At 71.5% G+C, this 23,445-nt stretch carries 26 protein-coding genes; 16 read left to right on the top strand and 10 right to left on the bottom strand.

Annotated elements, in window-relative coordinates; genetic code table 11:
• Positions 1–36: 36 nt before the first annotated feature.
• Positions 37–450 carry a CoA-binding protein gene (locus ASG23_RS17050; RefSeq protein WP_056027528.1) on the bottom strand — a complete coding sequence of 138 codons (414 nt, stop codon included), beginning with the start codon at positions 448–450 and terminating at the stop codon, positions 37–39.
• Positions 451–565: 115 nt separating this feature from the next.
• Here ASG23_RS17050 and ASG23_RS17045 point away from each other — a divergent pair, with 115 nt between their 5' ends.
• From ASG23_RS17045 to ASG23_RS17010, 8 genes are all read left to right on the top strand, one after another.
• Positions 566–1,150, top strand: coding sequence for a CDP-alcohol phosphatidyltransferase family protein (locus ASG23_RS17045; RefSeq protein WP_056027526.1), 585 nt, complete (start codon positions 566–568; stop codon positions 1,148–1,150).
• The gene (locus ASG23_RS17040) at positions 1,147–2,088 is read left to right on the top strand and encodes a DUF881 domain-containing protein (RefSeq protein WP_056027524.1); all 942 of its coding nucleotides are present in this window, start codon (positions 1,147–1,149) and stop codon (positions 2,086–2,088) included. Before ASG23_RS17045 ends, ASG23_RS17040 begins: the two co-directional genes overlap by 4 nt.
• Positions 2,085–2,417: a small basic family protein gene (locus tag ASG23_RS17035; protein ID WP_056027523.1), complete on the top strand. Its 333-nt coding sequence runs from the start codon at positions 2,085–2,087 to the stop codon at positions 2,415–2,417. The genes ASG23_RS17040 and ASG23_RS17035 overlap by 4 nt, the downstream gene beginning before the upstream one ends.
• Positions 2,418–2,419: 2 nt before the next feature.
• Entirely contained in the window at positions 2,420–3,502 is a 1,083-nt protein-coding gene (locus ASG23_RS17030) for a DUF881 domain-containing protein (RefSeq protein ID WP_157465721.1), read from the top strand.
• Positions 3,503–3,642: 140 nt separating this feature from the next.
• A complete protein-coding gene (locus ASG23_RS17025; protein WP_056027518.1) occupies positions 3,643–4,107 on the top strand; it encodes an FHA domain-containing protein in 465 nt (154 codons plus the stop codon).
• 40 nt (positions 4,108–4,147) lie between these two features.
• Positions 4,148–4,918, top strand: coding sequence for a transcriptional regulator FtsR (gene ftsR / locus ASG23_RS17020; RefSeq protein WP_056027517.1), 771 nt, complete (start codon positions 4,148–4,150; stop codon positions 4,916–4,918).
• Positions 4,919–4,986: 68 nt separating this feature from the next.
• Positions 4,987–5,511, top strand: coding sequence for a bifunctional nuclease family protein (locus ASG23_RS17015; protein WP_056027515.1), 525 nt, complete (start codon positions 4,987–4,989; stop codon positions 5,509–5,511).
• A gap of 191 nt (positions 5,512–5,702) precedes the next feature.
• A complete protein-coding gene (locus tag ASG23_RS17010; protein ID WP_056027513.1) occupies positions 5,703–6,299 on the top strand; it encodes a MerR family transcriptional regulator in 597 nt (198 codons plus the stop codon).
• A 61-nt stretch (positions 6,300–6,360) separates the two neighbouring features.
• Here the strand turns inward: ASG23_RS17010 and ASG23_RS17005 are convergent, their stop codons facing one another.
• Positions 6,361–7,125: a ParA family protein gene (locus tag ASG23_RS17005; RefSeq protein ID WP_056027511.1), complete on the bottom strand. Its 765-nt coding sequence runs from the start codon at positions 7,123–7,125 to the stop codon at positions 6,361–6,363.
• Between the two features lie 77 nt (positions 7,126–7,202).
• On the opposite strand from ASG23_RS17005, the gene ASG23_RS17000 reads away from it, so the two are divergent.
• The 4 genes from ASG23_RS17000 (at position 7,203) to ASG23_RS16990 (ending at position 10,210) form a co-directional block, all read left to right on the top strand.
• Positions 7,203–7,847 carry an MBL fold metallo-hydrolase gene (locus tag ASG23_RS17000; protein WP_235521199.1) on the top strand — a complete coding sequence of 215 codons (645 nt, stop codon included), beginning with the start codon at positions 7,203–7,205 and terminating at the stop codon, positions 7,845–7,847.
• Between the two features lie 64 nt (positions 7,848–7,911).
• Positions 7,912–8,073, top strand: a complete 162-nt coding sequence (locus tag ASG23_RS20035) for a hypothetical protein (RefSeq protein WP_157465720.1) — start codon at positions 7,912–7,914, stop codon at positions 8,071–8,073.
• Between the two features lie 34 nt (positions 8,074–8,107).
• Entirely contained in the window at positions 8,108–8,608 is a 501-nt protein-coding gene (locus ASG23_RS16995; protein WP_056028523.1) for a GNAT family N-acetyltransferase, read from the top strand.
• A 600-nt stretch (positions 8,609–9,208) separates the two neighbouring features.
• Entirely contained in the window at positions 9,209–10,210 is a 1,002-nt protein-coding gene (locus ASG23_RS16990; RefSeq protein ID WP_056027509.1) for a tyrosine-type recombinase/integrase, read from the top strand.
• 12 nt (positions 10,211–10,222) lie between these two features.
• On the opposite strand, the gene ASG23_RS16985 is transcribed toward ASG23_RS16990, so the two are convergent.
• From ASG23_RS16985 to ASG23_RS16970, 4 genes are all read right to left on the bottom strand, one after another.
• The gene (locus ASG23_RS16985; protein ID WP_056027507.1) at positions 10,223–10,648 is read right to left on the bottom strand and encodes an iron chaperone; all 426 of its coding nucleotides are present in this window, start codon (positions 10,646–10,648) and stop codon (positions 10,223–10,225) included.
• 30 nt (positions 10,649–10,678) lie between these two features.
• Entirely contained in the window at positions 10,679–13,042 is a 2,364-nt protein-coding gene (locus ASG23_RS16980) for an ATP-binding cassette domain-containing protein (protein ID WP_056027506.1), read from the bottom strand.
• A 97-nt stretch (positions 13,043–13,139) separates the two neighbouring features.
• Complete coding sequence (locus tag ASG23_RS16975) at positions 13,140–13,550, bottom strand: VOC family protein (RefSeq protein ID WP_056028520.1); 411 nt, start codon at positions 13,548–13,550, stop codon at positions 13,140–13,142.
• A gap of 10 nt (positions 13,551–13,560) precedes the next feature.
• Positions 13,561–14,004, bottom strand: coding sequence for a helix-turn-helix transcriptional regulator (locus tag ASG23_RS16970; protein ID WP_056027504.1), 444 nt, complete (start codon positions 14,002–14,004; stop codon positions 13,561–13,563).
• 80 nt (positions 14,005–14,084) lie between these two features.
• On the opposite strand from ASG23_RS16970, the gene ASG23_RS16965 reads away from it, so the two are divergent.
• From ASG23_RS16965 to ASG23_RS16955, 3 genes are all read left to right on the top strand, one after another.
• Positions 14,085–16,370 carry an LLM class flavin-dependent oxidoreductase gene (locus tag ASG23_RS16965; protein ID WP_056027502.1) on the top strand — a complete coding sequence of 762 codons (2,286 nt, stop codon included), beginning with the start codon at positions 14,085–14,087 and terminating at the stop codon, positions 16,368–16,370.
• Positions 16,371–16,374: 4 nt separating this feature from the next.
• On the top strand, positions 16,375–16,848 hold the full coding sequence (locus ASG23_RS16960) for a heme-degrading domain-containing protein (RefSeq protein ID WP_056027500.1): 474 nt from the start codon (positions 16,375–16,377) through the stop codon (positions 16,846–16,848).
• An 89-nt stretch (positions 16,849–16,937) separates the two neighbouring features.
• Entirely contained in the window at positions 16,938–17,441 is a 504-nt protein-coding gene (locus tag ASG23_RS16955; RefSeq protein WP_056027497.1) for a hypothetical protein, read from the top strand.
• A gap of 11 nt (positions 17,442–17,452) precedes the next feature.
• On the opposite strand, the gene ASG23_RS16950 is transcribed toward ASG23_RS16955, so the two are convergent.
• Positions 17,453–18,403 carry an aldo/keto reductase gene (locus tag ASG23_RS16950; RefSeq protein ID WP_056027495.1) on the bottom strand — a complete coding sequence of 317 codons (951 nt, stop codon included), beginning with the start codon at positions 18,401–18,403 and terminating at the stop codon, positions 17,453–17,455.
• Positions 18,404–18,601: 198 nt separating this feature from the next.
• Here ASG23_RS16950 and ASG23_RS16945 point away from each other — a divergent pair, with 198 nt between their 5' ends.
• Complete coding sequence (locus tag ASG23_RS16945) at positions 18,602–18,946, top strand: RNA polymerase-binding protein RbpA (protein ID WP_055914529.1); 345 nt, start codon at positions 18,602–18,604, stop codon at positions 18,944–18,946.
• Between the two features lie 49 nt (positions 18,947–18,995).
• Here the strand turns inward: ASG23_RS16945 and ASG23_RS16940 are convergent, their stop codons facing one another.
• The 3 genes from ASG23_RS16940 to ASG23_RS16930 form a co-directional block, all read right to left on the bottom strand.
• Positions 18,996–19,781, bottom strand: a complete 786-nt coding sequence (locus ASG23_RS16940) for a polyprenol monophosphomannose synthase (RefSeq protein ID WP_056027493.1) — start codon at positions 19,779–19,781, stop codon at positions 18,996–18,998.
• Positions 19,778–21,343 (bottom strand): apolipoprotein N-acyltransferase, encoded by a 1,566-nt coding sequence (lnt, locus tag ASG23_RS16935; RefSeq protein ID WP_056028516.1) that lies wholly within the window; start codon positions 21,341–21,343, stop codon positions 19,778–19,780. The genes ASG23_RS16940 and lnt overlap by 4 nt, the downstream gene beginning before the upstream one ends.
• A gap of 440 nt (positions 21,344–21,783) precedes the next feature.
• Complete coding sequence (locus tag ASG23_RS16930; RefSeq protein ID WP_056027491.1) at positions 21,784–23,412, bottom strand: amidohydrolase; 1,629 nt, start codon at positions 23,410–23,412, stop codon at positions 21,784–21,786.
• Positions 23,413–23,445 lie beyond the last annotated feature (33 nt).

The following is a 23,445-nucleotide window of genomic DNA, read 5'->3' as shown; positions in this document are numbered from 1 at the left end:
GCGGCATTAATGCAGCAGGTGACGTCGCGCACAACGTCACAGGCCCCGGCGGGGGCCCTCGATCGCGGGGCACGCGTCCATCACGACGTCGAGCCCGGCGGCGCGTGCACGCTCGGCCGCAGCCTCGTCCACCACCCCGAGCTGGAGCCAGACCGCGCGGGCACCCATTGCGATGGCCTGGTCGACCACGTCGCCGCACAGCGCGCTGTTGACGAAGACGTCCACCACGTCCACCGGACCGTCCACGTCGGCGAGCGAGCGCACGCCGGCCGCTCCGTGCACGGTCGGTGCCTGCGGGTGCACGGGCACGATCTCGTGCCCCAGCGACTGGACGTACGCGGCGACGCCGTAGGCCGCGCGTGACGTGTTGGTCGACAGGCCGACGATGGCCCACCGTCCCGGGACCGTCAGCAGGCGGGCGATGACATCGGGATCGTTGCGGTGGACCATCTCAGAACTCTCGCACCACGGGGCGGGTGCCGGAGCCAAGGCACGCCGCGTCCGAGACGCGTCCGCGGCCGCATAGGATCGACGCCGCCAGGACGAGACGGGGACGGGGGAGGCAGTGGCGAGCAACGACGTCGTCTCCACGCGCGTGCTGACCGTCCCCAACATCATCAGCCTCGTGCGGCTCCTTCTCGTCCCTGTGTTCGCGCTGCTGATCGTGCGCGGTCATGACGGCTGGGCGGTCGCTGTGCTCGCCGTCTCCGGTGCGAGCGACTGGCTGGACGGCGTGCTCGCCCGCCGGCTCGGCCAGGTCTCACGGCTCGGTCAGCTGCTCGACCCGGCTGCGGACCGCCTTTTCATCATCGTGACTCTCGTGGCCCTGGCGTGGAGCGGCGTCGTGCCGTGGTGGCTGCTCGCGGTCCTGGGGCTGCGCGACGTGGTCCTTGCGATCATGCTCATCGTCCTGGCGCGGGCGGGATACGCACCGCTCCAGGTGCACCTCGCGGGCAAGGCTGGCACGTTTGCGCTGCTCTACGCGTTCCCGCTGCTCCTCCTCGCACAGTGGGATTCGTGGGTCGGCGGTGTCGCCGGCGTCCTCGGCTGGGCCTGCGCGTTGTGGGGCGTGGCGCTGTACTGGTTCTCCGCCGCCGTGTACCTCACACAGGCACGTCACCTCCTGCGCGAGTCGGCGGACACGCCATGAGCCCGCGGCACGGGTCCGGCGAGGCGCCCCGCAGCCCGGACGCGTCGATGACGCTCCTCAATGAGTTCTACCGACGCCCGCTCGACGCCGGGTACGCCGAGGCCGCGGCCCGTCGCGCCGCCGGGTCGGAGCCACGACGGACCCGCCGGTCGACAGCCGGCCTGGTGGCTCTGGCGGTGGGACTCGGTCTCGGTGCGACCGCCGCCACGCTCGCGCTGCGCCAGCCGGCCAGCTCCGTCCTGGAGGCACGTGCGCTGCTGGAGTCGCAGATCGAGCAGCGCAGCGCGGAGGCGGACGCGATCCAGGCGGACATCACGACGATGACCGACGAGATCGCCACCTTGCAGGAGGACCTCCTCGGTGACGAGGGCCAGCCGGTGCGTGACCAGATCGACGCCGATGCGGTCCAGGCCGGCGTCATGCCCGTCACCGGGAGCGGCCTGCGCCTCGTCCTCACCGACGCACCCTCCGACGACCCGGACGTCGTGGATCCGTCGCTCCGGGTGCAGGACGTCGACCTGCAGGTCGTCGTGAACGGACTGTGGGCGGCAGGGGCGGAGGCGATCGCGGTGAACGGGCAGCGGCTCACCGCGACGACCGCTATCCGGAGCGCGGGCGACGCGGTGCTGGTCGACCTCGTCCCCCTCAACAGCCCGTACACCGTGGAGGCGGTCGGCGACCCCGTCGGCATGCAGACCGAGGTGGCCCGCGCCAGCGCCGGGCAGCACCTGGCGACGTTGCGCACGAACTGGGGGATCGGCGTCCAGCTGACGTCACAGAGCAAGCTCGAGCTGCCCGGCACGGGTCTGGTCACGATGTATGCGGCCCGTGTGCCCGCGGAGTCCGTCGTACCGGCGCCGTCGCCGAGCGCTGAAGGTGCACCGGACGGAGCCGGTGTGACAGGGTCTGCTGGTCCGACAGGGAGGGACGGCACGTGATCGCAGTCATCGGTCTGGTCATCGGCGTCGTCGGAGGCCTGCTCCTGCAGCCCACCGTGCCGCTGGAGCTCCAGCCCTACCTCCCGATCGCCGTCGTGGCCGCCCTCGACGCCCTGTTCGGCGGCCTGCGCGCCATGCTCGACGGGATCTTCGACGACCGGGTCTTCCTCATCTCGTTCCTGTCCAACGTCGTGGTCGCGGCCTTGATCGTGTTCCTCGGCGACCAGCTGGGTGTCGGCACGCAGCTGTCGACCGCTGTCGTCGTGGTGCTCGGCATCCGGATCTTCTCCAACGCCGCGTCGATCCGTCGTCACCTGTTCAAGGCGTGACGATGCACCAGCCAGAGGACGACGCACAGGAGCAGAACGCCGGGCTGCCCGCCGACGAGGTGAGCTCGTTGCCGCCGGTCGTGTCGGACGAGGCCGAGCCGGACGAGCTGAGCTCGTTGCCGCCAGACGTGCCGGACGAGCCCGAGCGCGACGAGGTGGGATCGCCTCCGGTGGTGCCGGGGGAACCCGAGGGCGACGAGGTGAGCACGGTGCCGACTGACGCGCCGGAGGAACCTGAGTCCGAGCCTGTTCCCCAGGACGTCAGGATCTTCGACGCGCTCAACGACACACCGCTCGCCCCCGAGGTGCCCGATGTCACGGAGCGCGTCGATCCCGTCGGCGAGCCCGCTCCTGAGGAGCCCCCGAGCGGGTGGGTGGTCCTCGGCCGGGCGCTCAAGCCGCGGGCCACCCGTGCGCAGATCCTGGCCGGAGTCCTGTGCGCGAGCCTCGGCTTCGCGCTCGTGGCGCAGGTCCGGCAGTCCGGCGAGACGAACCTCGCCGGGATGCGGCAGGGCGACCTGGTCCGCATCCTCGACGAGACCACGAACCGGGGGGACGCGCTCGAGCGCGAGGCGGACGACCTCGCACGAGAGCGGGACGACCTGCTCTCCGGCTCGGACCGCCGCCAGGCCGCTCTGGACGCCCTGCGGCGCAGTGCCGAGACGCAGGGGATCCTCGCGGGTCGCCTGCCGGCCGAGGGGCCCGGGGTGATCGTCACCCTCACGGAGCCGGACGGGTCGATCAAGCCGATGACGATGCTCAACATGCTCGAGGAGATGCGCAACGCGGGGGCGGAGGCGATCCAGCTCAACGACCAGCGGATCACGGCGAGCAGCGCGTTCACAGGGACAGGCGGCGCCGTGCTGCTCGACGGCGTCGAGCTGACCGCGCCGTACCGGTGGATCGCCATCGGCGACCCGGACATCATCGCGCCGGCGCTCGAGATCTTCGGCGGTGCGATGGCACAGGTGCGGAACAACGGCGGCAAGGGAACCGTGGATCGCCTGGAGCTGGTCGAGGTCGATGCGGTGCGCGCCGTTCCGGAGCCGGTGTACGCGACGCCGGTCCCTCCGGCGACCGATTAGCCCGATCTGCGCCGCCGACCAGCGCGATCACGTCCAGCCGGGCGCGGGACGTGCTGCGCTGACCCGCCTGGTCCGCATAGGGTGTGCCTGACCCCGAGGAACGCCGGTGGTCGACGTGAAGAACGGGCCCGGGAGGTGGCATGAGCGGCGAGGACCCGCAGGTCGGGCGTCCAACCCACGGACCCGACACGACAATGAGCTTCGGAGCGATCGAACCGGTCGAGATCGAGGCGACGGCGCCGGTCGGTCTGACTCCGGACGAGGTCGCTGCAGTGCACGCGCTCCCGCCGACGTCGGCCCTCCTGGTCATGCAGCGTGGTCCGAGCGCCGGGGCACGGTTCCTGCTCGACGCCGAGCGAACCGTCGCAGGCCGATCGACGTCCGCCGACATCTTCCTCGACGACGTCACGGTGTCGCGCAAGCACGCGGAGTTCGTCCGTGAGGGGACGACGTTCGCGGTCCGGGACATCGGGTCGCTGAACGGCACCTACGTGAACCGGACACGCATCGACCAGTCCGTTCTGCGCTCCGGTGACGAGGTCCAGATCGGCAAGTACCGCATGACCTTCCACCCCAGCCCGCACCGCGACGCGGCCGGCGCGTGACCGGCCGGTACCGGACGCTCTCCCCGAGGGGGGGTGCGTCGTGACGAGCGCCCGCGCGCAGCGCGTCCAGCCCGCGACGCAGGAGAAGGTCACCCCCGCTGGCGAGCACGAGCCGTGGCCCCGGGGCATCTCACGCCGTGCCTCGATGCGGATCTCCGACGTGCTGGCCTCCCTGCAGATCGAGTTCCCGGCCGTCACCACCTCCAAGCTCCGCTTCCTCGAGGAGCAGGGGCTCGTCGAGCCGGTGCGGACCGCGGCCGGCTACCGGCAGTACTCGCCGGCTGACATCGAGCGCCTGCGGTTCGTGCTGCGCCAGCAGCGGGACCGGTACATGCCGCTGAAGGTCATCGGCGAGCGCCTGGCAGCGCTCGACGCCGGTGAGGAGGACGAGCCGGCGCCGCGGGCGCGCCTCGCGACGCGTGACGGCGTCCGTGAGGTCCCCGGGTCCCGGTGGACGATCGACGTGCTCGCGCGCGAGTCCGGCGTGGAGGTGGGCTTCATCGACGAGCTCGTCACCGCGGGCGTGCTGCGGGTGCACCGCTCCGGGTCGTTCGACCTGTGGGCCCGAGAGATCGTGGTTGCCGCCGCCGCGCTCGCCGAGCACGGCATCGACGCGCGTCACCTGAGGCAGTTCCGCACGTCGGCGGACCGACAGGCGGATCTGGTGGAGCAGGTCGTCACGCCGTGGCGTGGGCAGCGCAGCGCGTCGTCCCGTGCGCGCGCGAGCACCCTGGCGGCCGAGGTCGGCGAGCTGTGCACGCAGATGCACACGGCACTCGTGCGTGCGGCTGTCGCCGACCTGACTCCATAACAGGCCCGTCTCAGTTCGCACGCCCGCGGGGGGCGCCGGATCGGCGTCAGCGTCGTAGCGTGGGCTGCATGGGAGAGGACGCCGAGCTGGTTCCGGTCGAGATCGTCGGCGTGCGCCAGCACCTCGCCGACGAGGAGATCGTCGTGCTGCTCCTCGACCCGGACTCCGAGCTCCTCGTCCCGATCCTCATCGGCCCCAACGAGGCGAGCGCGATCGCCTCCGCCCAGGCGGGGATCGTGCCCCCGCGGCCCATGACGCACGACCTCCTGCGCGACGTGCTGATCGCCACGGGCTCCGGCCTGACCCGGGTCGAGATCACCCACCTCGAAGACGGAGTCTTCCACGCCGAGCTGGTGCTGCGCACCGGGCCACGCGTGGACTCACGCGCGTCGGACGCCATCGCGATGGCCCTGCGGTTCGGGTGCCCGGTCCTGTGCTCCGCGGAGGTCGTCGCGGTGGCGGGCGTGGAGGTGCGGACCACCACGTCGGAGCAGGACCTCGAGCGGTTCCGACGGTTCCTCGACGCGGTCACCCCGGAGGACTTCACCACCGGGGTGGAGCCCGACGACCAGGGGGGCAGCGAGGGGCGATGACGGGGCCGGGCGACAGCGACTCGGGGGTGCTGAGGGGCGATCCGGCGCAAACCTTCGTGTTCAGGTCGAAGGTGAGACTCGCCCGTCGCGACACGCCCGTGGGCGTCATGGCGTCTGCACCCCCACGGGCCTAGTCTGACAAGCAGCCGGGGGAGATGTCCGCCGACCGGCGCGCGACGAGTGGAGGATTCGTGACCAGCAACGAGAGCGCCGAGAGCGTCAGCGGCGGGGCAGTGCCGCAGCGCGCTCAGGGCATGCTGTTCGACGACGACCTCCCTGACCTCGACACCGCCACGGGCTACCGCGGACCGACCGCGTGCCGGGCTGCCGGGATCACCTACCGCCAGCTCGACTACTGGGCGCGTACCGGTCTCGTCGAGCCGTCCATCCGTCCCGCCACCGGCTCGGGCACGCAGCGGCTGTACAGCTTCCGGGACATCCTCGTGCTGAAGGTGGTCAAGCGACTGCTCGACACGGGTGTCTCGCTCCAGCAGATCCGCACCGCCGTGAGCCACCTGCGCGAGCGTGGCGTCGACGACCTCGCCCAGATCACCTTGATGTCCGACGGTGCGAGCGTCTACGAGTGCACGTCCGCGGACGAGGTCATCGACCTCGTCCAGGGTGGCCAGGGAGTCTTCGGCATCGCGGTGGGCCGGGTCTGGCGAGAGGTCGAGGGCACCCTCGCCGCGCTGCCGACCGAACGTGCGGACGAGGACGACGAGCTCGTCATCCAGCCGTCGGCGCACGACGAGCTCGCGCTGCGACGTCAGGCGCGGACCGCAGGCTGACCCGCACACCTCGAGGAGCGGCTGCCTGTCGGGCGGCCGCTCTCGGCATGTTCGGGGTGTCTCAGTGCCGGGGTGCGCGCATCGCACGGGCGAGCAGGGCATCGAACGTGCGAGCCAGCTCCGCGGCCGCGGCCCCGGGCCACGCGTGCACCGGCTGGGCTGCACCCTGAGCCTGTTGGAGCGCCGCGCGCTCCGGCACCGGCGGAGTGAGGACGAGCGGTCCGTAGAGCGTCTGCAGCTCGTCGAGCCGGAAAGCCTGCTCGATCGAGCGTGAGCGGACCCGGTTGACGACGATGCCGAGCGGCTGGAGCGCGGGAGCGGGACCGCGACGGAGCTCGTCGATGGTGCGCATCGCGCGGCCGACCGCCATGACCGCGAACAGGCCCGGCTCCGTGACCACGAGGGCGCGGTCGCAAGCTGCCAGTCCCGTGCGGGTCAGTCCGCCGAGGGACGGTGGGCAGTCGATGATCACGAGGTCGTAGCCGTGCACCCACGACAACGCGTAGCGCAGGCGGTCGACGTCGCTGCCGTCCAGCCGATCGTGCTCGGCCGACCGCTCGGAGCCGGCCAGGACGTCGAGGCCGTCGTCCGCCCAGGAGGACAGGACCGTCGCCGCCGCCATCGTCGACTCACCCGGCTGATCGAGCACGGAGGCGACGTCGCCGGCCAGCGGCCGTGCGCCGAGCGCCATCGTGCTGTCGCCCTGCGGGTCCATGTCGATCACCAGCGTGCGCAGCCCGCGTTCGAGGGCCGCCGACGCCAGGCCGAGGGTGATCGACGTCTTGCCCACGCCACCCTTGAGACTGCACACCCCGAGCACCAGCACGTGCGCAACCGTATCCGCGCGATGCGGCGGGAGCGAAACGCCGCGCGCGTTCGTGCTGGTCAGGACAGACTGATCGGATGAGCATCCGCCTGACCCGCTGGGGACACGCCTGCATCCGACTCGACCGCGGTGGTGACCGCCTCGTCATCGACCCAGGCGTCTTCTCGGATCTACCCAGTGCGCTCGACGGGGTGCAAGCGGTCCTCGTCACCCACGAGCACCCTGACCACGTCGCCACAGAGCCCGTGGTCGAGGCCGTCCAGGGCGGGTTGCAGGTGTGGGCACCGCAGTCGGTCGTCGACGTCCTCCTCGGGGCCGGCGCACCCGCCGACCGCGTCCATCCGGTCCGCGCCGGGGAGACGTTCTCCGCGGGCGGGTTCGACGTGGCGGCGCTGGGGGAGTGGCATGCCCTGGTCCACCAGGACGTGCCGCGCGTCCACAACGTGGGCTACCTCGTCGAGGGCGTGCTCCACCCGGGCGACGCCTACATCGATCCCGAGGGCGCCCAGGTCGACGTGCTGTGCACGCCGCTCGGAGCACCGTGGCTGAAGCTGGGCGAGGTCGTCGACTACGTGCGCAGCGTCGGACCGGCCCGCATCGTGGTCGTCCACGACGCCATGCTGAGTGCGATCGGCCAGGGCATGGCGAACGGGCTGCTCGGCCGGCTGGGCGGCGCGGGTGAGCCCATCTCGCTCGACCCCGGCGAGGGCATCGACCTGTGAGTCCGCTGGGCTGTCGCACCACCCGTACCCCCCGTACGGTGGTTCGCGTCGGAAGGAGACCGCTGTGACGGAGTCCGTGGGGCACGAGGTGCCTGCGCTCGAGTACGACGAGACCGTCCCACCGCGACCAGAGGAGGAGATCGCCGACGTCGCACGCTCGGTGCCTGATCCGGCCGGCCACGGCGGCGCACCCGCGAGCGAGACCACGGCCCGCGAACAGCCCTGAGCGCCCGACGTCCGACGTGAGGCATCCTGTGAGCGTGCTTGTCCAACAGGTGGTCGAGGACGACTGGCGGCTCGTCCAGGATGTGCGATTGCGCGCCCTGCGTGAGGACCCGGACGTCTTCGGTGCGTCGCTGACCAGGGAGGAACGGTTCGCCGAGTCGCACTGGCGGATGCGTCTGCGGACGTCGACGACGTGGGTCGCGGTGGACGAGAACGGCGTCGGCCGGGGAATCGTCACCATGATGCAGGAGCCCGGCTCGCCGGTGGACGACCGGCACGTCATGGCCCTGTGGGTGGCGCCGGAGTCTCGGCGCGACGGTCTGGGCTGGGCTCTGCTCGATGCCGTGCGCCAGGCGGCGGTCGCTCAGGACGCCCGGACGGTGTCGTTGTGGCTCCTCGACGGTAACCACGCTGCGGGCGATCTGTTCGTCCGGGCCGGCTTCACGCGCTCCGGCGAGCGGCAGGTGGTCCCGCGCGACGAGTCGCAGACGGAGGAGCGCTACGTGCTGACCCTCCGAGACGCCGCGTCCGCCTGATCGGTGGATGCGCGCGAGAACGACGGCGACCAGGCTGTCCGTGTCATGCGTCTTGACGAGGGAAATGTCATAACGTGAGCCCCTCGGTTTCGCGGGGACGGTCTCGCCGATCCGCAGTCCCGGGATCCCATAGGTGCCAGCGGGCTGATGTGACCCAGAGGTCCCAGCTGGCTGCTCTCGACGCGCAGAACGGATCGCGTGGATGGCGGTACAGCGGAATCGTCGGCCCGGGCCCACGCCCGCGGAAGGACCGACGCGCTGGGCGGTGCAGGGATGCCGCTACGCGACGGTGCAGAGTCATCGCGCAACTGCCCCTTCCCGAACGAGAATTGGTGCTGTTGCGCACATAGGCGGCACTATGCGAGAAACATCACCACCCGTCGTTGGGATCCTTCGGGCCCTGAAGCCACCAGACGCCACCGCCTTCCGGGTCTGTTCGGTCTCGTCCCGCCCATGCCCGGGCGCCCCATCGTGACCAGGGCGCCAGCTCTGACGCCTGCCCACTGCTGCGGAGCTGATCAGGGTCGCCGACCGGCACTATGCGCGTAACCGCGGCGCGGCACCCCCGGTCGAGGACGACGCCGCCCTACGGTGCGGTGCATGGGTGTGCCGCTGAGCGAGGTCGTCGACCAGTTCCTGATCGACCGTGCAACCCTCACCCGCCGCGGCCTGACCGAGAGCTCACGCGAGAACTACCGCCGCGACATCGTCGTGTGGGCCACCGTCATCGCCCGCCAGGCCGGGCGTCTCGGTGACAAGCCGACTCCGGACGACCCCGCCCCGCTGACCGTCGTGCTGGTCGACGACCTGACCGAGACGCAGATCAAGAACGCGTACCGCGTCATCCGCCTCCAGGAAGCGGTGAGCACCACTCAACGTCGGGTCGGCACACTGCGCCTGCTGTGCCACTGGCTCCAGCTCGAAGGTCACCTGGGAGTCGACCCGACGCTGCGCATCGAGGCCCCCGAGCGGCCGGTACGCCTGCCCGCCGGCTGGAACGACGACGAGCTCGAGCGGCTCGCCGACGCTGTCTGGGAGGAGCGCAAGCCTCACGCGCGCCGCTGGCCGGCCCTGGAGCGCGCCACCTTCGCCCTCCTGTCCACCACCGGCGTCCGCGCCGCCGAGCTGTGCGCCATCTCCGAGCAGTCCCTTCGACGCGACTCCGGTGGCGAGGTCGTCATGTCGGTCATCGGCAAGGGGAACCGGCAGCGCATCGTCCCCGTGCCACCGGAGGCGATCACGTTCGTCGAGGAGTACCTCCGGGAGCGCACCGCGCGGCTCGGCACGCTCCCGGCCGCCTCACCTCTGCTCCGGAGGACGGACGGCGTCCCGCTCACGCGCGGTGCCCTCCGGCACCTGGTCGACGGATGGATCGCACGCTCCGGGGTTCCCAAGCAGGAAGGCGAGTCGGCGCACGGCTTCCGGCACACCTACGCGAAAGGGCTCATCCGCTCCGGCGTGCCGGCGCCCGCCGTCCAGGCACTCCTCGGCCACGAGGACCTCAAGACCACCGGCATCTATGTGAAGGCCACAGCGGCTGACGTCCGCGACGCGGCCCTCCTCTCCCCCGCCCGACAGGTGCTGCGCGCTCGAAGCCAGTAGGTGCTGCGCCCGTCAGCCGACGGCCTTCTTCACCAGCTCGGTGATGCGCTTCTCGTCCGCGGCCGTCAAGGACGCCAGCGCGAACGACGTCGGCCACATCGAGCCGTCGTCGAGGTTCGCGTCCTCGCTGAAGCCGAGCGCGGCGTACCGCGTCTTGAACTTCGATGCGGCCTGGAAGAACACGACGACCTTGCCGTCCTTGGCCCAGGCGGGCTGCCCGTACCAGGTCTTCGGTGCGAGCTCGGGCGCCGTCTCGGTGACGATGGCGTGGACACGCTCGGCGATCGTGCGGTCTGCCTCGTCCATCTCGGCGATCTTCTCCAAGAGATCACGCTCGCCGCTGGCCCCCTTGGACGCTCGGCGAGACTCCTTGGCGCGCTCCTTCATCGCGTCGCGCTCTTCCTCGGTGAACGCTCCGGCCTTCTTGCTCTCCGCCATGGTCAGATCCCTTCTCGTGGACAGCTCGGTTCAGGTGCCTACGTACGCGGCGAGGTGCTCCCCGGTGAGGGTCGACCGAGCGGCGACCAGGTCGGCCGGCGAGCCCTCGAAGACGACCAGGCCGCCGTCGTGGCCGGCGCCCGGACCCAGGTCGATGATCCAGTCGGCGTGCGCCATGACCGCCTGGTGGTGCTCGATCACGATGACCGACTTTCCGGAGTCGACCAGGCGGTCGAGCAGGCCGAGCAGGTTCTCGACGTCCGCGAGGTGCAGGCCGGTCGTCGGCTCGTCGAGCACGTAGACGGTGCCCTTCTCCCCCATGTGCGTCGCCAGCTTGAGCCGCTGGCGCTCGCCCCCGGACAGGGTCGGCAGCGGCTGGCCGAGGCTGATGTAGCCGAGCCCGACGTCCACGAGCCGCGTCAGGACGCCGTGGGCCGCCGGTGTGCGGGCCTCCCCCGCGCCGAAGAACTCCTCGGCCTCGGTCACCGACATGGCGAGCACCTCACTGATGTCGCGACCGCCAAGGCGGTACTCGAGGACTGAGGCCAGAAAGCGCTTCCCCTCACAGACCTCGCACACGGTGGCGACACCGCTCATCATCGCGAGGTCCGTGTAGATGACGCCCGCGCCGTTGCAGGCGGGGCATGCCCCCTCGGAGTTCGCGCTGAACAGTGCCGGCTTCACCCCGTTGGCCTTGGCGAACGCCTTGCGGACCGGCTCGAGCAGGCCTGTGTACGTCGCTGGGTTGCTCCGGCGCGAGCCGCGGATGGCGCCCTGGTCGATGACCACGACCCCGTCGCCGGCCGGGATCGAGCCGTGCACGAGCGAGCTCTTGCCGGATCCCGCGACCCCGGTGATGACCGCCAGGACGCCGAGCGGGATGTCGACGTCGACCTCGCGCAGGTTGTTGGCCGTCGCGCCGCGGATCTGGAGCGCGCCGCAGGGTGAGCGGACCTCGTCCTTGACCGCGGCGCGGTCGTCGAGGTGCTTCCCGGTCAGGGTGCCGCTGGTGCGCAGGTCCTCGACCGTGCCCTCGAAGCAGACCGAGCCGCCGGCCGTCCCGGCGCCAGGGCCGAGGTCGATCACGCGGTCCGCGATCGTGATCATCTCCGGCTTGTGCTCCACGACGAGCACCGTGTTGCCCTTGTCCCGCAGCTGGAGCAGCAGCTGGTTCATCCGCTGGATGTCGTGCGGGTGCAGGCCGATCGACGGCTCGTCGAAGACGTAGGTGACGTCGGTCAGGGACGACCCGAGGTGGCGGATCATCTTGGTGCGCTGCGCCTCTCCCCCGGACAACGTCCCCGACGACCGGTCGAGCGACAGGTAGCCCAGCCCGATGTCGGTGAAGGAGTCCAGCAGGAGCTGCAGCCCGGTGAGCAGCGGTGCCACGGACGGTTCGTCCAGGCCGCGGACCCAGTCGGCGACGTCGCTGATCTGCATCGCGCAGACGTCGGCGATGCTCTTGCCCGCGATCCTCGACGAGCGGGCTTCCTTGCTCAGCCGGGTGCCGTCGCACTCGGGACACGTCGAGAAGGTGACCGCTCGCTCGACGAACGCGCGGATGTGCGGCTGGAGCGCCTCGACGTCCTTGGCCAGGTACGACTTCTGGAGACGTGGGATCAGGCCCTCGTAGGTCAGGTTGATGCCCTCGACCTGGATCTTGGTGGGCTCTTTGTAGAGCAGGGCATCGAGCTCCCGCTTCGTGTACTTCGCGATCGGCTTGTCCGGGTCGAAGAAGCCGCACCCGCGAAAGATCCGGCCGTACCAGCCGTCCATGCTGTACCCGGGGATCGTCAGCGCTCCCTCGTTGAGCGACAGGCTGGCGTCGTAGAGCTGTGTCAGGTCGATGTCGTTGACCGAGCCACGGCCCTCGCACCGGGGGCACATGCCGCCGAGGATGCTGAAGCTGCGCCGCTCCTTCGTCTCGCGGCCGCCGCGCTCGAGGGTGACCGCGCCGGCGCCGCTGATGGAGGCGACGTTGAACGAGAAGGCCTGCGGCGGGCCGATGTGCGGTGTTCCGAGCCGGCTGAACAGGATCCGCAGCATGGCGTTGGCGTCGGTGGCGGTGCCGACGGTGGACCGTGGGTTGGCGCCCATGCGCTCCTGGTCGACGATGATCGCCGTCGTCAGACCGTCGAGGACGTCCACGTCCGGCCGCGCGAGCGTCGGCATGAAGCCCTGGACGAAGGCGCTGTACGTCTCGTTGATCAACCGTTGCGAGTCCGCGGCGATGGTGTCGAACACCAGAGAGCTCTTGCCCGAGCCGGAGACGCCCGTGAACACCGTCAGACGCCGCTTCGGGATCTCGACGCTGATGTCCTTGAGGTTGTTCTCCCGCGCACCGTGCACGCGGATCAGGTCGTGGCTGTCTGCGGGGTGGGTGTCCGTGCTCATCAGGGCTCCATCTGTGAGGCGGAGGCGCTGTCGTCGGCCTCCGTCAGGAGTGTCTGTGTCGATCTAACCAGCGCCACGCGGGCGCCGGTGTGATCCGTCAGGTGAGCTGGTTGATACGCAGGAGGTTCCCCGCCGGGTCCCGGAACGCGCAGTCGCGGACACCGTAGGGCTGGTCGGTCGGCTCCTGGACGACCTCCGCGCCGCTGGCCTCGAGCCGCTCGAAGACGCCCTCGAGGTCGTGGGTGGCCAGCGTGATGGCGGCGTAGCTGCCCTTCGCCATCATCTCGACGATCGTGCGGCGCTCGTCGTCCGTGAGGCCTGGCTCGGCGGCCGGCGGGTGCAGGACGATCGCCGGCGATGCCGGGTCGGCCGGGCCGACCGTGATCCAGCGCAGCCCGTTGTAGCCGACGTCGTTGCGGACCTCGAAACCGAGAGCGTCGCGATAGAACGCCAGGGCAGCGTCGGCGTCGTCGTGCGGGAGGAAGGCGTAGTGGATGGTGATGTCCATGACCGTCACGCTAGGTGCGTGCCGTGGGGCGCGCTTCTCGATTCCTGACCGGTCTGGTCACCTGCTTGGCGACGCACGACGGCATCCCTTCTGTCACTCCCCCGTGCTCGCGTCGGTAGACGCTCGGCGGGACGCCGACCAGCTCGGTGAAGCGGGTGCTGAACGTCCCGAGCGAGGAGCAGCCGACGGCGAAGCAGACCTCCGTGACGCTGAGGTCGCCGCGGCGGAGCAGCGACATCGCCCGTTCGATGCGGCGGGTCATCAGGTAGGAGTACGGCGACTCGCCGAAGGCGCGGCGGAACTCCCGGCTGAGGTGGCCGGCCGACATGTGCGCGCCACGCGCGAGGGCCTCGACGTCGAGCGGCTGGGCGTACTCGCGGTCGATCCGGTCCCGCACGCGTCGGAGCCGCACGAGGTCACTCAGGTGCTGCGCCGAGGCGGACGTGCTGCTCACCTGCCGATCGTGCCACGCCGTGCCGACAGCGACGATCGGCCGAGGCTATAGTTGAAGTCTCAATCACAAGGAGAGGCTCGATGCCCGACTATGGCCACGATCTGACGCTCGGAACGTTCCTGACGCCGACCGCCAAGAATCCGCAGCAGGTCGTCGCCCTGGCGCAGGCGACCGAGCGTGCCGGGCTGGACCTCGTGACGTTCCAGGACCACCCGTACCAGCCGGCGTTCCTCGACACCTGGACCCTGCTCTCCTGGGTCGCCGCGTCGACGGACCGCATCCACGTCTCGGGCAACGTGCTCAACGTCCCGCTGCGCCCACCCGCGGTCCTCGCGCGTGCCGCCGTGAGCCTGGACCTGCTGTCGGGCGGTCGGTTCGCGCTCGGACTGGGCTCCGGCGCGTTCTGGGACGCCATCGTCGCGATGGGTGCCCCGCGCCTCACGCCGGGTCAGGGTGTGGACGCGCTCGAGGAGGCCATCGAGATCATCCGGGGCATCTGGGACACGAACGAGCGCACCCCGTTGCGGGTCCACGGCGCGTACCACCGTGTGGACGGCGCCAAGCGCGGTCCGGCGCCCGCGCACGAGATCCCGATCTGGCTCGGCGCGTACAAGCCGCGGATGCTCGGCCTCGTCGGGCGCAAGGCAGACGGCTGGCTGCCGAGCCTGGGCTACCTGAAGGACGGCGACCTGGCCGCGGGGAACGCCCGGATCGACGAGTCGGCGCAGGCTGCCGGTCGGGACCCACGAGAGATCCGACGACTGCTCAACCTCGGTGGCGGTTCCTTCTCGGGCGCCGGCTTCCTGCAGGGGCCGCCCGAGAGGTGGGTGGACGACCTGCTTCCCCTCGCGCTCGAGGACGGCATCTCGACGTTCATCCTCGGCAGCGACGACGCCGGGACGATCGCGCGGTTCGGCGAGGAGGTCGCCCCCGCCCTGCGGGACGCCGTCGCGGCCGCTCGCGCATCGGCCGGGACCGTGACGGGCACGGTCCGACCCGTGGCGTCCCTGGCCAGGCGTCGGACCGGTATCGACTACGACGGGCTGCCTGCGTCGCTCGTCGCGACCGCCGTGGAGCCCGGCGACCGTGATTATGCCCGCGTGCGGTCGTCCTACCTGTACGCGGGCTCCCCCGGTCTGGTCCTGCGACCTCAGGACGCCCAGGCAGTGAGCGATGCGCTCGCGTTCACCAGGGCACAGGACGTTCCGTTCGCGGTGCGCAGCGGTGGTCACGGGATCAGTGGCCGGTCCACGAACGACGGCGGCATCGTCATCGACGTCGGCGCGCTCGACACCGTCGAGGTGCTCGACCGTGAGCGACGCCTCGTCCGCCTCGGTGCGGGCGCCCGCTGGGGCGACGTGGCGGCCGCCCTGTCTCCGCACGGACTGGCCATCAGCTCCGGCGACTACGGGGACGTCGGCGTCGGCGGGTTGGTGACCGCTGGCGGGCAGGGCTTCCTGGGCCGGTCGTACGGGCTCACGCTCGACCACGTGGTCGCCGCCGAGCTGGTCCTCGCGGACGGGAGGCTCGTGCGGACCGACGCGGAGCACGAGCCGGACCTGCTGTGGGCCGTGCGTGGTGCGGGCGCGAACTTCGGCATCCTCACGGCCGTCGAGATCGAGGCGGCCGAGGTCGGCAACGTCGTCTACGCCACGATCATCTTCGACGCGACCGACGCCGCGCGGTTCGTCCAGGCCTGGGCGGAGCTCGTGGAGTCCTCCCCGCGCGAGCTCACCAGCTTCCTCAGCCTGGTGCCGGCCCGCGGCCAGGATCCGGCGGTCGGGTACGCGATCGTCGTCTGGGCGAACGACGACACGGAGGCGGCCGTCGTCGCGCTGGAGCTGTTCCTCGACCTGGCGCCCGTCCTCCAGCAGCAGGCACAGCTGGTGCCGTACGCCGCGACGGTGGCTGCTCATCACGGCGAGCACACGGGCGGTTCGGCGCCCGCCAGTCGCGGTGGCCTGGTCGAGCACGTGACGCCGGAGCTCGCCGCGCTGCTCGCCGAGCTCCTGGCCGCCGGTGACACCGACATGCTGCAGCTCAGAGCGGTCGGGGGCGCCGTCAACGACGTCGACCCGGCGGCGACCGCCTACGCCCACCGGACGCAGAACTTCTCCCTGCTCGCCTCCGCCCGGAGCAGCCGTCGCGCGCAGATCGACGCGTGGTGGGAGCGGCTCGCGCCTCACCTGCACGGCGTCTACCTCAGCTTCGAGACGAACCAGTCCCCCGCCCGGCTCGCCGAGGCGTTCCCGCCCGAGACGCTGGCGCGCATCGGCCGGCTCAAGTCCCTGTACGACCCCGGCCACGTGTTCGACGGCAACTTCGGCGTCGCGCCGATGCCCGCCGATGAGCCCGTGCCACGATGACGACATGAGCACCGACGACATCGACGGCGTCATCGCGCAGGTCGAGCAGCAGGAGCACGACCTCCTCTTCGCCACGTTCACCAACGACGACGCCTGGCGCCTCGGGTGCCTGCTCGTCGAGCTGGCCCAGGAGCGCGACCTGCCGGTGACGGTCGACATCCGCCGCGGCACCCAGCAGCTCTTCCACGCGGCGCGCCCGGGGACGACACCCGACAACGACAGCTGGGTCGAGCGCAAGGTCCGGGTGGTGGAGCGGTTCGGAGCGTCGTCCTACCTCGTCGGCCTGCGCGCCACGGCCAAGGGGACCACGTTCGCGGCGCAGCACGACCTGCCGCTGCAGCAGTTCGCCGCGCACGGAGGTGCGTTCCCGGTACGTGTCCGAGACGTCGGCATCGTCGGCGTGGTGACCGTCTCGGGTCTCCCGCAGGCCGACGACCACGCGCTCGTCGTCGAGGCGCTCTCCACGCACCTCGCCTGAGCCGCCCACAGCGCCGTCGGGCACGGTGATGGCGCACAGACCATCGGGCTCCGCCACCATCGTCACCCGGTCCGCCCGAGGCTGGCGGCATGACGGAGCACGGGTGGTTCGACGAGGACTGGGACGACGACGGCGACGACGTCTGGGGTGCTGTCCCGACAAGCGTCGGGGCGGACGGAGCCGAGCACGACCTGCACGAACCACGGGGTGCGGCATTGCGATCCGGCACCGACGCCCTCGCGGTCCTGCTCGACCTCGTCGGACCCGAGCGCGCCGGGGCGCCGGCCCTCTGGTTCGTCCTGCTCGACGACGCGGACCGGACCATCCCGGTCGTGCTGCCGATCGCCGACGTGCCGGTTCGCGCGGACCGTGCGGTCGCCCGTCGGCTCGTCGGGGTTCTCGACTCCGTCCTGCGGTCCGACGCGCCCGGCGGGTCGGTGGTCGTCGGACTCGTGCGTGCGGCGGGCGGGGATCTCGGGGCGTTCGAGGCGCAGTGGGTCCCCGCGCTGCGCGACGCCGCCGACGACGCCGGGGTTCACCTGTGGGCGATCGTCGCGATCGGCGAGAGCCGGGCGCGCGTTCTCCAGTGGTGAGGACCCGGGCGTCAGGCCGACGGGCCGGGCGCGGCGTCGTCGATCGCGGCGAGCTGCTCCAGGGTGGGTTCCCAGGCAATCGAGGCGACGTTCGCGCGCAGCTGGTCGGGAGTGCGAGCACCCGCGATGACGGTCGCCACGGCAGGCTGCGCCGCGAGGCCGCCGAGGGCGAGGGTCGGCAGGTCGACATCCCAGGCGCCGGCCAGCGACTCCAGCGCCTCGATCCGGTCGAAGTCGGCGCGCGCCAGCCGGTCGGGCATCCGGGTGAGCCGCGTCCCGTCGGGTGCGGCCTGGCCACGCCGGTACTTGCCGGTCAGCAGGCCGGACGCGAGCGGAACGTACGGGATCAGCCCGACACCGACCTGCTCGGCGGCCGGGACCAGCTCCGCCTCGGCTCTGCGGTCCAGCAGGTTGTACCGGTTCTGCGCGGACACGAACGGCGTGGCCCCGGCGGTGCGAGCGCTCCAGTCCGCGTCGACGACCTGCCAGGCCGCGAAGTTCGAGGTGCCGATGTACCGGACCTTGCCCTCGAGCACGAGCTCGTGCAGGGCCGCGAGCGTCTCCTCGATGGGCGTCACCGGGTCCGGTGCGTGCATCTGGAAGAGGTCGACGTGATCGGTGCGCAGCCGGCGCAGGGAGCTCTCGACGGCCCGCCGCACGTAGCGACGAGACCCTCGCACACCCCAGTCGGGCCCGTTCAGCCCGCGGGTGTCCATGCCGAACTTGGTCGCGATCACCACGTCGTCACGGTGCGTCGCCAAGGCTGCACCCAACAGCTCCTCGCTCTGGCCCGGGGCGCCGCCGTACACGTCCGCGGTGTCGAAGAACGTGATGCCCGCGTCGAGCGCCGCCGCGACCAGCGCAGGGACGTCCTGCGGCGGCAGCGTGGCACCGAACGTGTTGCACCCGAGGCCTGCCACCGAGACGACGAGGCCGCTGTCACCGAGCTGTCGAAAAGACATCTCGGCGTCAGTGCGAGAGGGTGGTGGGACGGGCGGGGTCGACGTGCTCACCCGGGCAACCCTAAGCCTCTCCCCCGCACACCAGGTGCATTCACGAGACCTTCACGTCGTCCTGGAACACTGGAGGGGCGACCGCCGTTGACATCGGTGGAAGTTCTCACTCTCGACGGCCGTACAACGGCACGGAGGTTCCCCAAGATGGCAAACCGGTCCCTGCGCGGCATGCGCATCGGGTCCCACAGCATGGAGACGGAAGATGGCGTCGAGTTCGCCCCCCGTCTCCAGGCTCACTACGACTGTCCCAACGGGCACACCATCATCCTGCCGTTCTCGGTCGAGGCCGACGTGCCGGTGGTCTGGGAGTGCCGTTGTGGCGAGGAGGCGCTGCTCCGCGACGCGTCCAAGCCCGAGGTGAAGGCGGGCAAGCCGCCGCGCACCCACTGGGACATGCTGCTCGAGCGCCGCACGGTCGGTGAGCTCCAGGAGCTCCTCGACGAGCGTCTGGACCTGCTCAGGTCGGGCAAGCTGCGCCGCAGCGCCTGACCCACACGGCGCAGCGCCTGTCGGCGCTCAGCGCAGCACTCACAGGTCCTCAGCCCTCAGATCGACGGAACGCTCCCGCCACACGGCGGGAGCGTTCTGCTATCCCCCACCGGGTGACGTTGAACAGCGCCTCGACGACGATGGCGCGGCTCATCTTGCTCTGGCCGAGCTCCCGCTCGACGAACGTGATCGGAACCTCGACCACACGCGCGCCGGAGCGGACCGCGCGCCAGGCCATGTCCACCTGGAAGCAGTAGCCCTGCGACGCGACGCCGTCCAGACCCAGCTGACCGAGCAGGCCCGCGCGGTAGGCGCGGAAGCCGCCCGTCGCGTCGCGCAGCGGGATGCCGAGCATGATCCGCGTGTAGGTGTTCGCGCCGCGGGAGAGCACAAGGCGACTGACCGGCCAGTTGAGCACCTTCCCACCGGGCACCCACCGCGAGCCGAGCACCAGGTCGGCGTCGGCGAGCGCGGCCAGCAGCCTCGGGAGGTCCTCCGCTCGGTGCGAGCCGTCGGCGTCCATCTCGACGACGACGTCGTAGCCGCGCTCCAGCGCCCAGTCGAACCCCGCCACGTACGCCGTACCCAGACCGAGCTTGCCGGCACGGTGCAGGACGTGGACACGACGGGAGCCGTCGGCGGTGTCGGTCTCGCTCACCTCGGACTCGGAGATCTTCTCGGCGAGCTCGCCGGTCCCGTCGGGTGAGCCGTCGTCGACCACGAGGACGTCGGCGTCAGGGACGTGGGTGCGCAGGCGGTCCAGTGCGCCGGGCAGGTTCTCGCGCTCGTTGTACGTCGGGACGACGACGAGCACACGCGACAGGGCCTCGGTCATACGGCTGTCTCGATCCGGTCGGCGCGGCGCACCCGGTACGCCCCGGCTGCACCGGCGAGCACCACGCACACCGCGAGGGCGTCGATGATCCATGCGGGCCACGAGCCCAGCCTCGTTGCGGGCGTCAGCGTGTCGCGCAGAGGAAGGGTAGCCACCATCTGCTCTGCGGTGAAGAGGCCGGTCTGCTGGCTGACCACCCCGTTGGGCTCGATGACGGCGCTCACGCCGACCGTGGAGATCTGCACGGTCGCCCGCCCGTGCTCGATCGCGCGGATGCGGGACATCGCCAGCTGCTGCGTGGACTCGTCGGAGACGCCGAAGGACGCGTTGTTCGTCTGGACGACCAGCACCTCCCCACCGGACCGGACCGCCTCGCGCACGATGCCGTCATAGGCGACCTCGAAGCAGATCACGTCGCCGATACCGACGGTCCGTCCGAGCCGCTCGGAGTCGAGCGGGATGTAGCCCGGCTCGGTGCCGGGGAGCATGTCCCGCGTCACCAGGTCCACGGCTGACGAGAACTGCCGGACGAACGAGCGGATCGGGATGTACTCCGCGAACGGTGCCGGATGCTGCTTGGTGTACGTCGCGGTGACGCCCACGCCCGGCTCCCACAGGACCGCGGTGTTGTACCGGCCGCCGCTCGGCGGGTACTGCACCGTGCCGACGAGCAGCGGGGCGTCGACCGCCTGTGCGGCTCCGTCGATGAGGTCCGCGGCTGTCTCGTCGACCTGCGGGTCGATGTCGGTCCCGTTCTCCGGCCACAGGACGAGGTCGAGCTCGCCGGGCTCCACCTGGTCGAGCAGCGCGTAGGTGCCGGCGACGTGGTTGTCGAGCACGGCCTGCCGTTGCCCGAACGCGTCGAGCCCGGTGCCGGGCACGTTGCCCTGGACGGCGCCGATGCGCAGGCCCCCGGTCTGCGCCTGGGTGTCGAGCGGGATCAGCGTGCCGACCAGGAGCACGGTTCCGACGACGGCCGTCGCGACGACCACCCGACCGATCTCCAGCCCGCGGGCGGCCAGCATGATCCGCGCCAGCAGCACACCGACCGCCACCACAGCCCCGGAGAGCAGCGGCGTACCCGCCAGGGAGGCGAGTGCGGCCAGCGGCGAGTCGGCCTGGGAGAACGCCAGGCGCCCCCAGGGGAAGCCCCCGAACGGCCAGGCGGCGGCCAGCTCCTCGGTCGCGACGAAGAGGATGGTGAAGACGACCACCTGCAGGCCGATGTTGCGCCAGACCGCGTTGCCGCGCCGTGCCCACGTCCACGCGGCGCCTAAGAGTGCGAAGTACGCCGCTTCCAGCGTGCTGAGCGCCAACCACGGCACCAGACCGACGGCCTCGTCGGCCCACGTGATCAGCGGCAGGAAGAACGCGAGCCCCCACAGGAGCCCGACCAGGGCGTTCCAGGGAGCGCCGTCGCGCCGCAGTGCCAGGTACAGGAACGCGACGCCGAGGAAGGCCGCACCCCACCAGCCGGGCTCAGGGAACGCGAGGCGGGTCAGCAGGCCGCCCGCGACGGCGAGGACGAGAGTCCACCAGCGGGCAGGTTCACGGGCGGGCACCACTGGAGGGTACGTCAGGCGACTGAGGCACTGGCGACCGGCCCGCGACACGGTTGCAGCGCGGGTGTCGACGGGTCCGACCGACCGGCCCGCGTGTCCTTCGTACCGGTCGCGTGCAGGCGCACGGACCGTTGTCTACTGAACACGCGGGCCCGGTCGGAGCCCTCCCCCACCGTCGCCCTCACAGGCCCCCGACGACGTCGTCACGCGCATGTCCGCAACGGTGGATCTCCAGAGGAACCTACCGAGATCCACAGGCGTGTCAAGGCGGCGTCGGTGCAGGTGGGAGCCGTACTCGCAGGTCACCCGCGCACCATCGGACCCGTCCGACCGGGTCGGCCCGGCGTGTCGTCGCGCGTGTCGGCGGATCGGGCGGAAGCGCGCGGACCCGGTCGGGAGGCGGGCCATCGAGATTTTCACCCGCCGCACGCCTCGCCGTCCTAGAGGGCGTCGTGCAGCACCACGCCGCCGCGTACCGTCCGCAGGCAGACCGGGTCCGGCGCGTCGGGCGCGAGGTCGGGCAGGAGCGGGATGCCCGCCCGCGCGTCGGTGCTCCAGGACGAGAACCGGCCTTCGGCGGCCTGCACCGTGAGGTGCTCAGCGCGCCAGACGGCGAGGTGCGCCGGTGCGCCGACCCTGAGCTCGCCGGCGCCCGTGTGGTCGAGACCTGCGATCCGCCAGCCGCCCCTGGTCGAGGCGCGAAAGGCCGCCCTGGCGGAGATCCGCTGGTCGACGGCGTGATGCTGCACGGCAGCCAGGACGCCTGCCCACGGGTCCACGGGGGTCACCGGCGAGTCCGATCCGAAGGCGAGGGGCACCCCGGCAGCGGCGAGGTCGGCGAGCGGGTTGAGCGCGGCAGCACGGCCGGCACCGAGCCGTGTCGCGTACATGCCGTCGGGACCGCCCCACGCGGCGTCGAACGCCGGCTGCATGCTTAGCCGCACACCGAGCAGGACGAGCGCGGCGAGGGTCGGTGCGTCGACCATCTCGGCGTGCTCGAGCCGGTGCCCCATCCGGGCGATGGCGTCGGGACCCTCGACGTCCACGGCGGCGCGCAGCCCGAGCAACAGCTCGTCCATCGCCCGGTCGCCGATGACGTGGAAGCCGCCCTGCACGCCCGCCCGCGTCACGGCGGTGAGGTGGTTGCAGACCTGCTCGGCGCTCAGGTAGAGCACGCCCGAGCTGTCCGGCGCGTCCGTGTACGGCGAGCGGACGGCGGCGGTGTGCGAGCCCAGCGAGCCGTCGATGTTGAGATCGCCTCCGATGCCTGTCAGGCCCGGGATCGCGGCGAGGATCTCGCGTGCGTCGTCGACGGTGACGCACGGCTCCCCGCGATAGGCCACGAGGTGCGGGAGCCCGCCGGCGGCGTCGGCGGTCAGCTCCAGGAGCTCGACCAGCCCGGCGCGGGTGTCGATGGACGGTGCGGAATGCTCGTGCACGGAGACGACGCCGCGCGCAGCCGCGTGCTCGAGGGCGCGCCGGTACAGGGAGGTCCGGCGCTCGGGGCTCACCGCGCGGGCGGCGTCGCGCGCGGCGTGGTGAGCCTCTCGCTCGACACGCCCGTCGTAGCTCCAGCCCGGCAGCCTGTCGAGGCCTGCGGCGGCGGACAGCGTGCTCGACACCACCGCGGAGTGCACGTCGACGCGCGCGAGGTAGACCGGTGCGCCGCCGGCCGCGGCGTCGAGCTCCTCGCGGGTGGGCGGCCGGCCCTCGGGCCAGCGCAGCTCGTCCCAGCCGAACCCGAGCACCGGGTTGTCGGTGGTCCGCTCGCGCGCCGCCCGGTGCACCGCGTCGAGGGCGTCCGCGAGCGAGTGCACGCCGCCGTCGGGCGACAGGTCGATCGACTCCAGGGCGAGCCCGGTCTCGAGGACGTGGACGTGCGCGTCGACGAACCCGGGTGCGACCAGCGCCCCGTCGAGGTCGACCACCTCGTCCGCGCGCGACACCATGCCGTCGGCGGTGTCGTCGGCGCCGAGCCAGACGACCGTGCCGTCGTCCACCAGCAGCGCTTCGGCGAAGGGGTCGGCGGCGGAGTGCACCACGCCGTGCCGGTACAGGGTCGAGCTCACAGGGGCACACGATAGGGCAGGCCAGCCCGGCAA

Origin of the sequence: Cellulomonas sp. Leaf395 (assembly GCF_001424125.1) — a bacterium.
GTDB lineage: Bacteria > Actinomycetota > Actinomycetes > Actinomycetales > Cellulomonadaceae > Cellulomonas.
This window is presented reverse-complemented; position numbering and strand designations above follow the sequence as displayed.

Coding starts and splice junctions, on each gene's coding strand:
- ASG23_RS17050 (WP_056027528.1), bottom strand. CDS start 450: ATGGTCCACCGCAACGATCCCGATGTCATCGCCCGCCTGCTGACGGTC.
- ASG23_RS17040 (WP_056027524.1), top strand. CDS start 1,147: ATGAGCCCGCGGCACGGGTCCGGCGAGGCGCCCCGCAGCCCGGACGCG.
- ASG23_RS17030 (WP_157465721.1), top strand. CDS start 2,420: ATGCACCAGCCAGAGGACGACGCACAGGAGCAGAACGCCGGGCTGCCC.
- ASG23_RS17025 (WP_056027518.1), top strand. CDS start 3,643: ATGAGCGGCGAGGACCCGCAGGTCGGGCGTCCAACCCACGGACCCGAC.
- ASG23_RS17015 (WP_056027515.1), top strand. CDS start 4,987: ATGGGAGAGGACGCCGAGCTGGTTCCGGTCGAGATCGTCGGCGTGCGC.
- ASG23_RS17000 (WP_235521199.1), top strand. CDS start 7,203: ATGAGCATCCGCCTGACCCGCTGGGGACACGCCTGCATCCGACTCGAC.
- ASG23_RS16990 (WP_056027509.1), top strand. CDS start 9,209: ATGGGTGTGCCGCTGAGCGAGGTCGTCGACCAGTTCCTGATCGACCGT.
- ASG23_RS16985 (WP_056027507.1), bottom strand. CDS start 10,648: ATGGCGGAGAGCAAGAAGGCCGGAGCGTTCACCGAGGAAGAGCGCGAC.
- ASG23_RS16980 (WP_056027506.1), bottom strand. CDS start 13,042: ATGAGCACGGACACCCACCCCGCAGACAGCCACGACCTGATCCGCGTG.
- ASG23_RS16975 (WP_056028520.1), bottom strand. CDS start 13,550: ATGGACATCACCATCCACTACGCCTTCCTCCCGCACGACGACGCCGAC.
- ASG23_RS16965 (WP_056027502.1), top strand. CDS start 14,085: ATGCCCGACTATGGCCACGATCTGACGCTCGGAACGTTCCTGACGCCG.
- ASG23_RS16960 (WP_056027500.1), top strand. CDS start 16,375: ATGAGCACCGACGACATCGACGGCGTCATCGCGCAGGTCGAGCAGCAG.
- ASG23_RS16955 (WP_056027497.1), top strand. CDS start 16,938: ATGACGGAGCACGGGTGGTTCGACGAGGACTGGGACGACGACGGCGAC.
- ASG23_RS16950 (WP_056027495.1), bottom strand. CDS start 18,403: ATGTCTTTTCGACAGCTCGGTGACAGCGGCCTCGTCGTCTCGGTGGCA.
- ASG23_RS16945 (WP_055914529.1), top strand. CDS start 18,602: ATGGCAAACCGGTCCCTGCGCGGCATGCGCATCGGGTCCCACAGCATG.
- ASG23_RS16940 (WP_056027493.1), bottom strand. CDS start 19,781: ATGACCGAGGCCCTGTCGCGTGTGCTCGTCGTCGTCCCGACGTACAAC.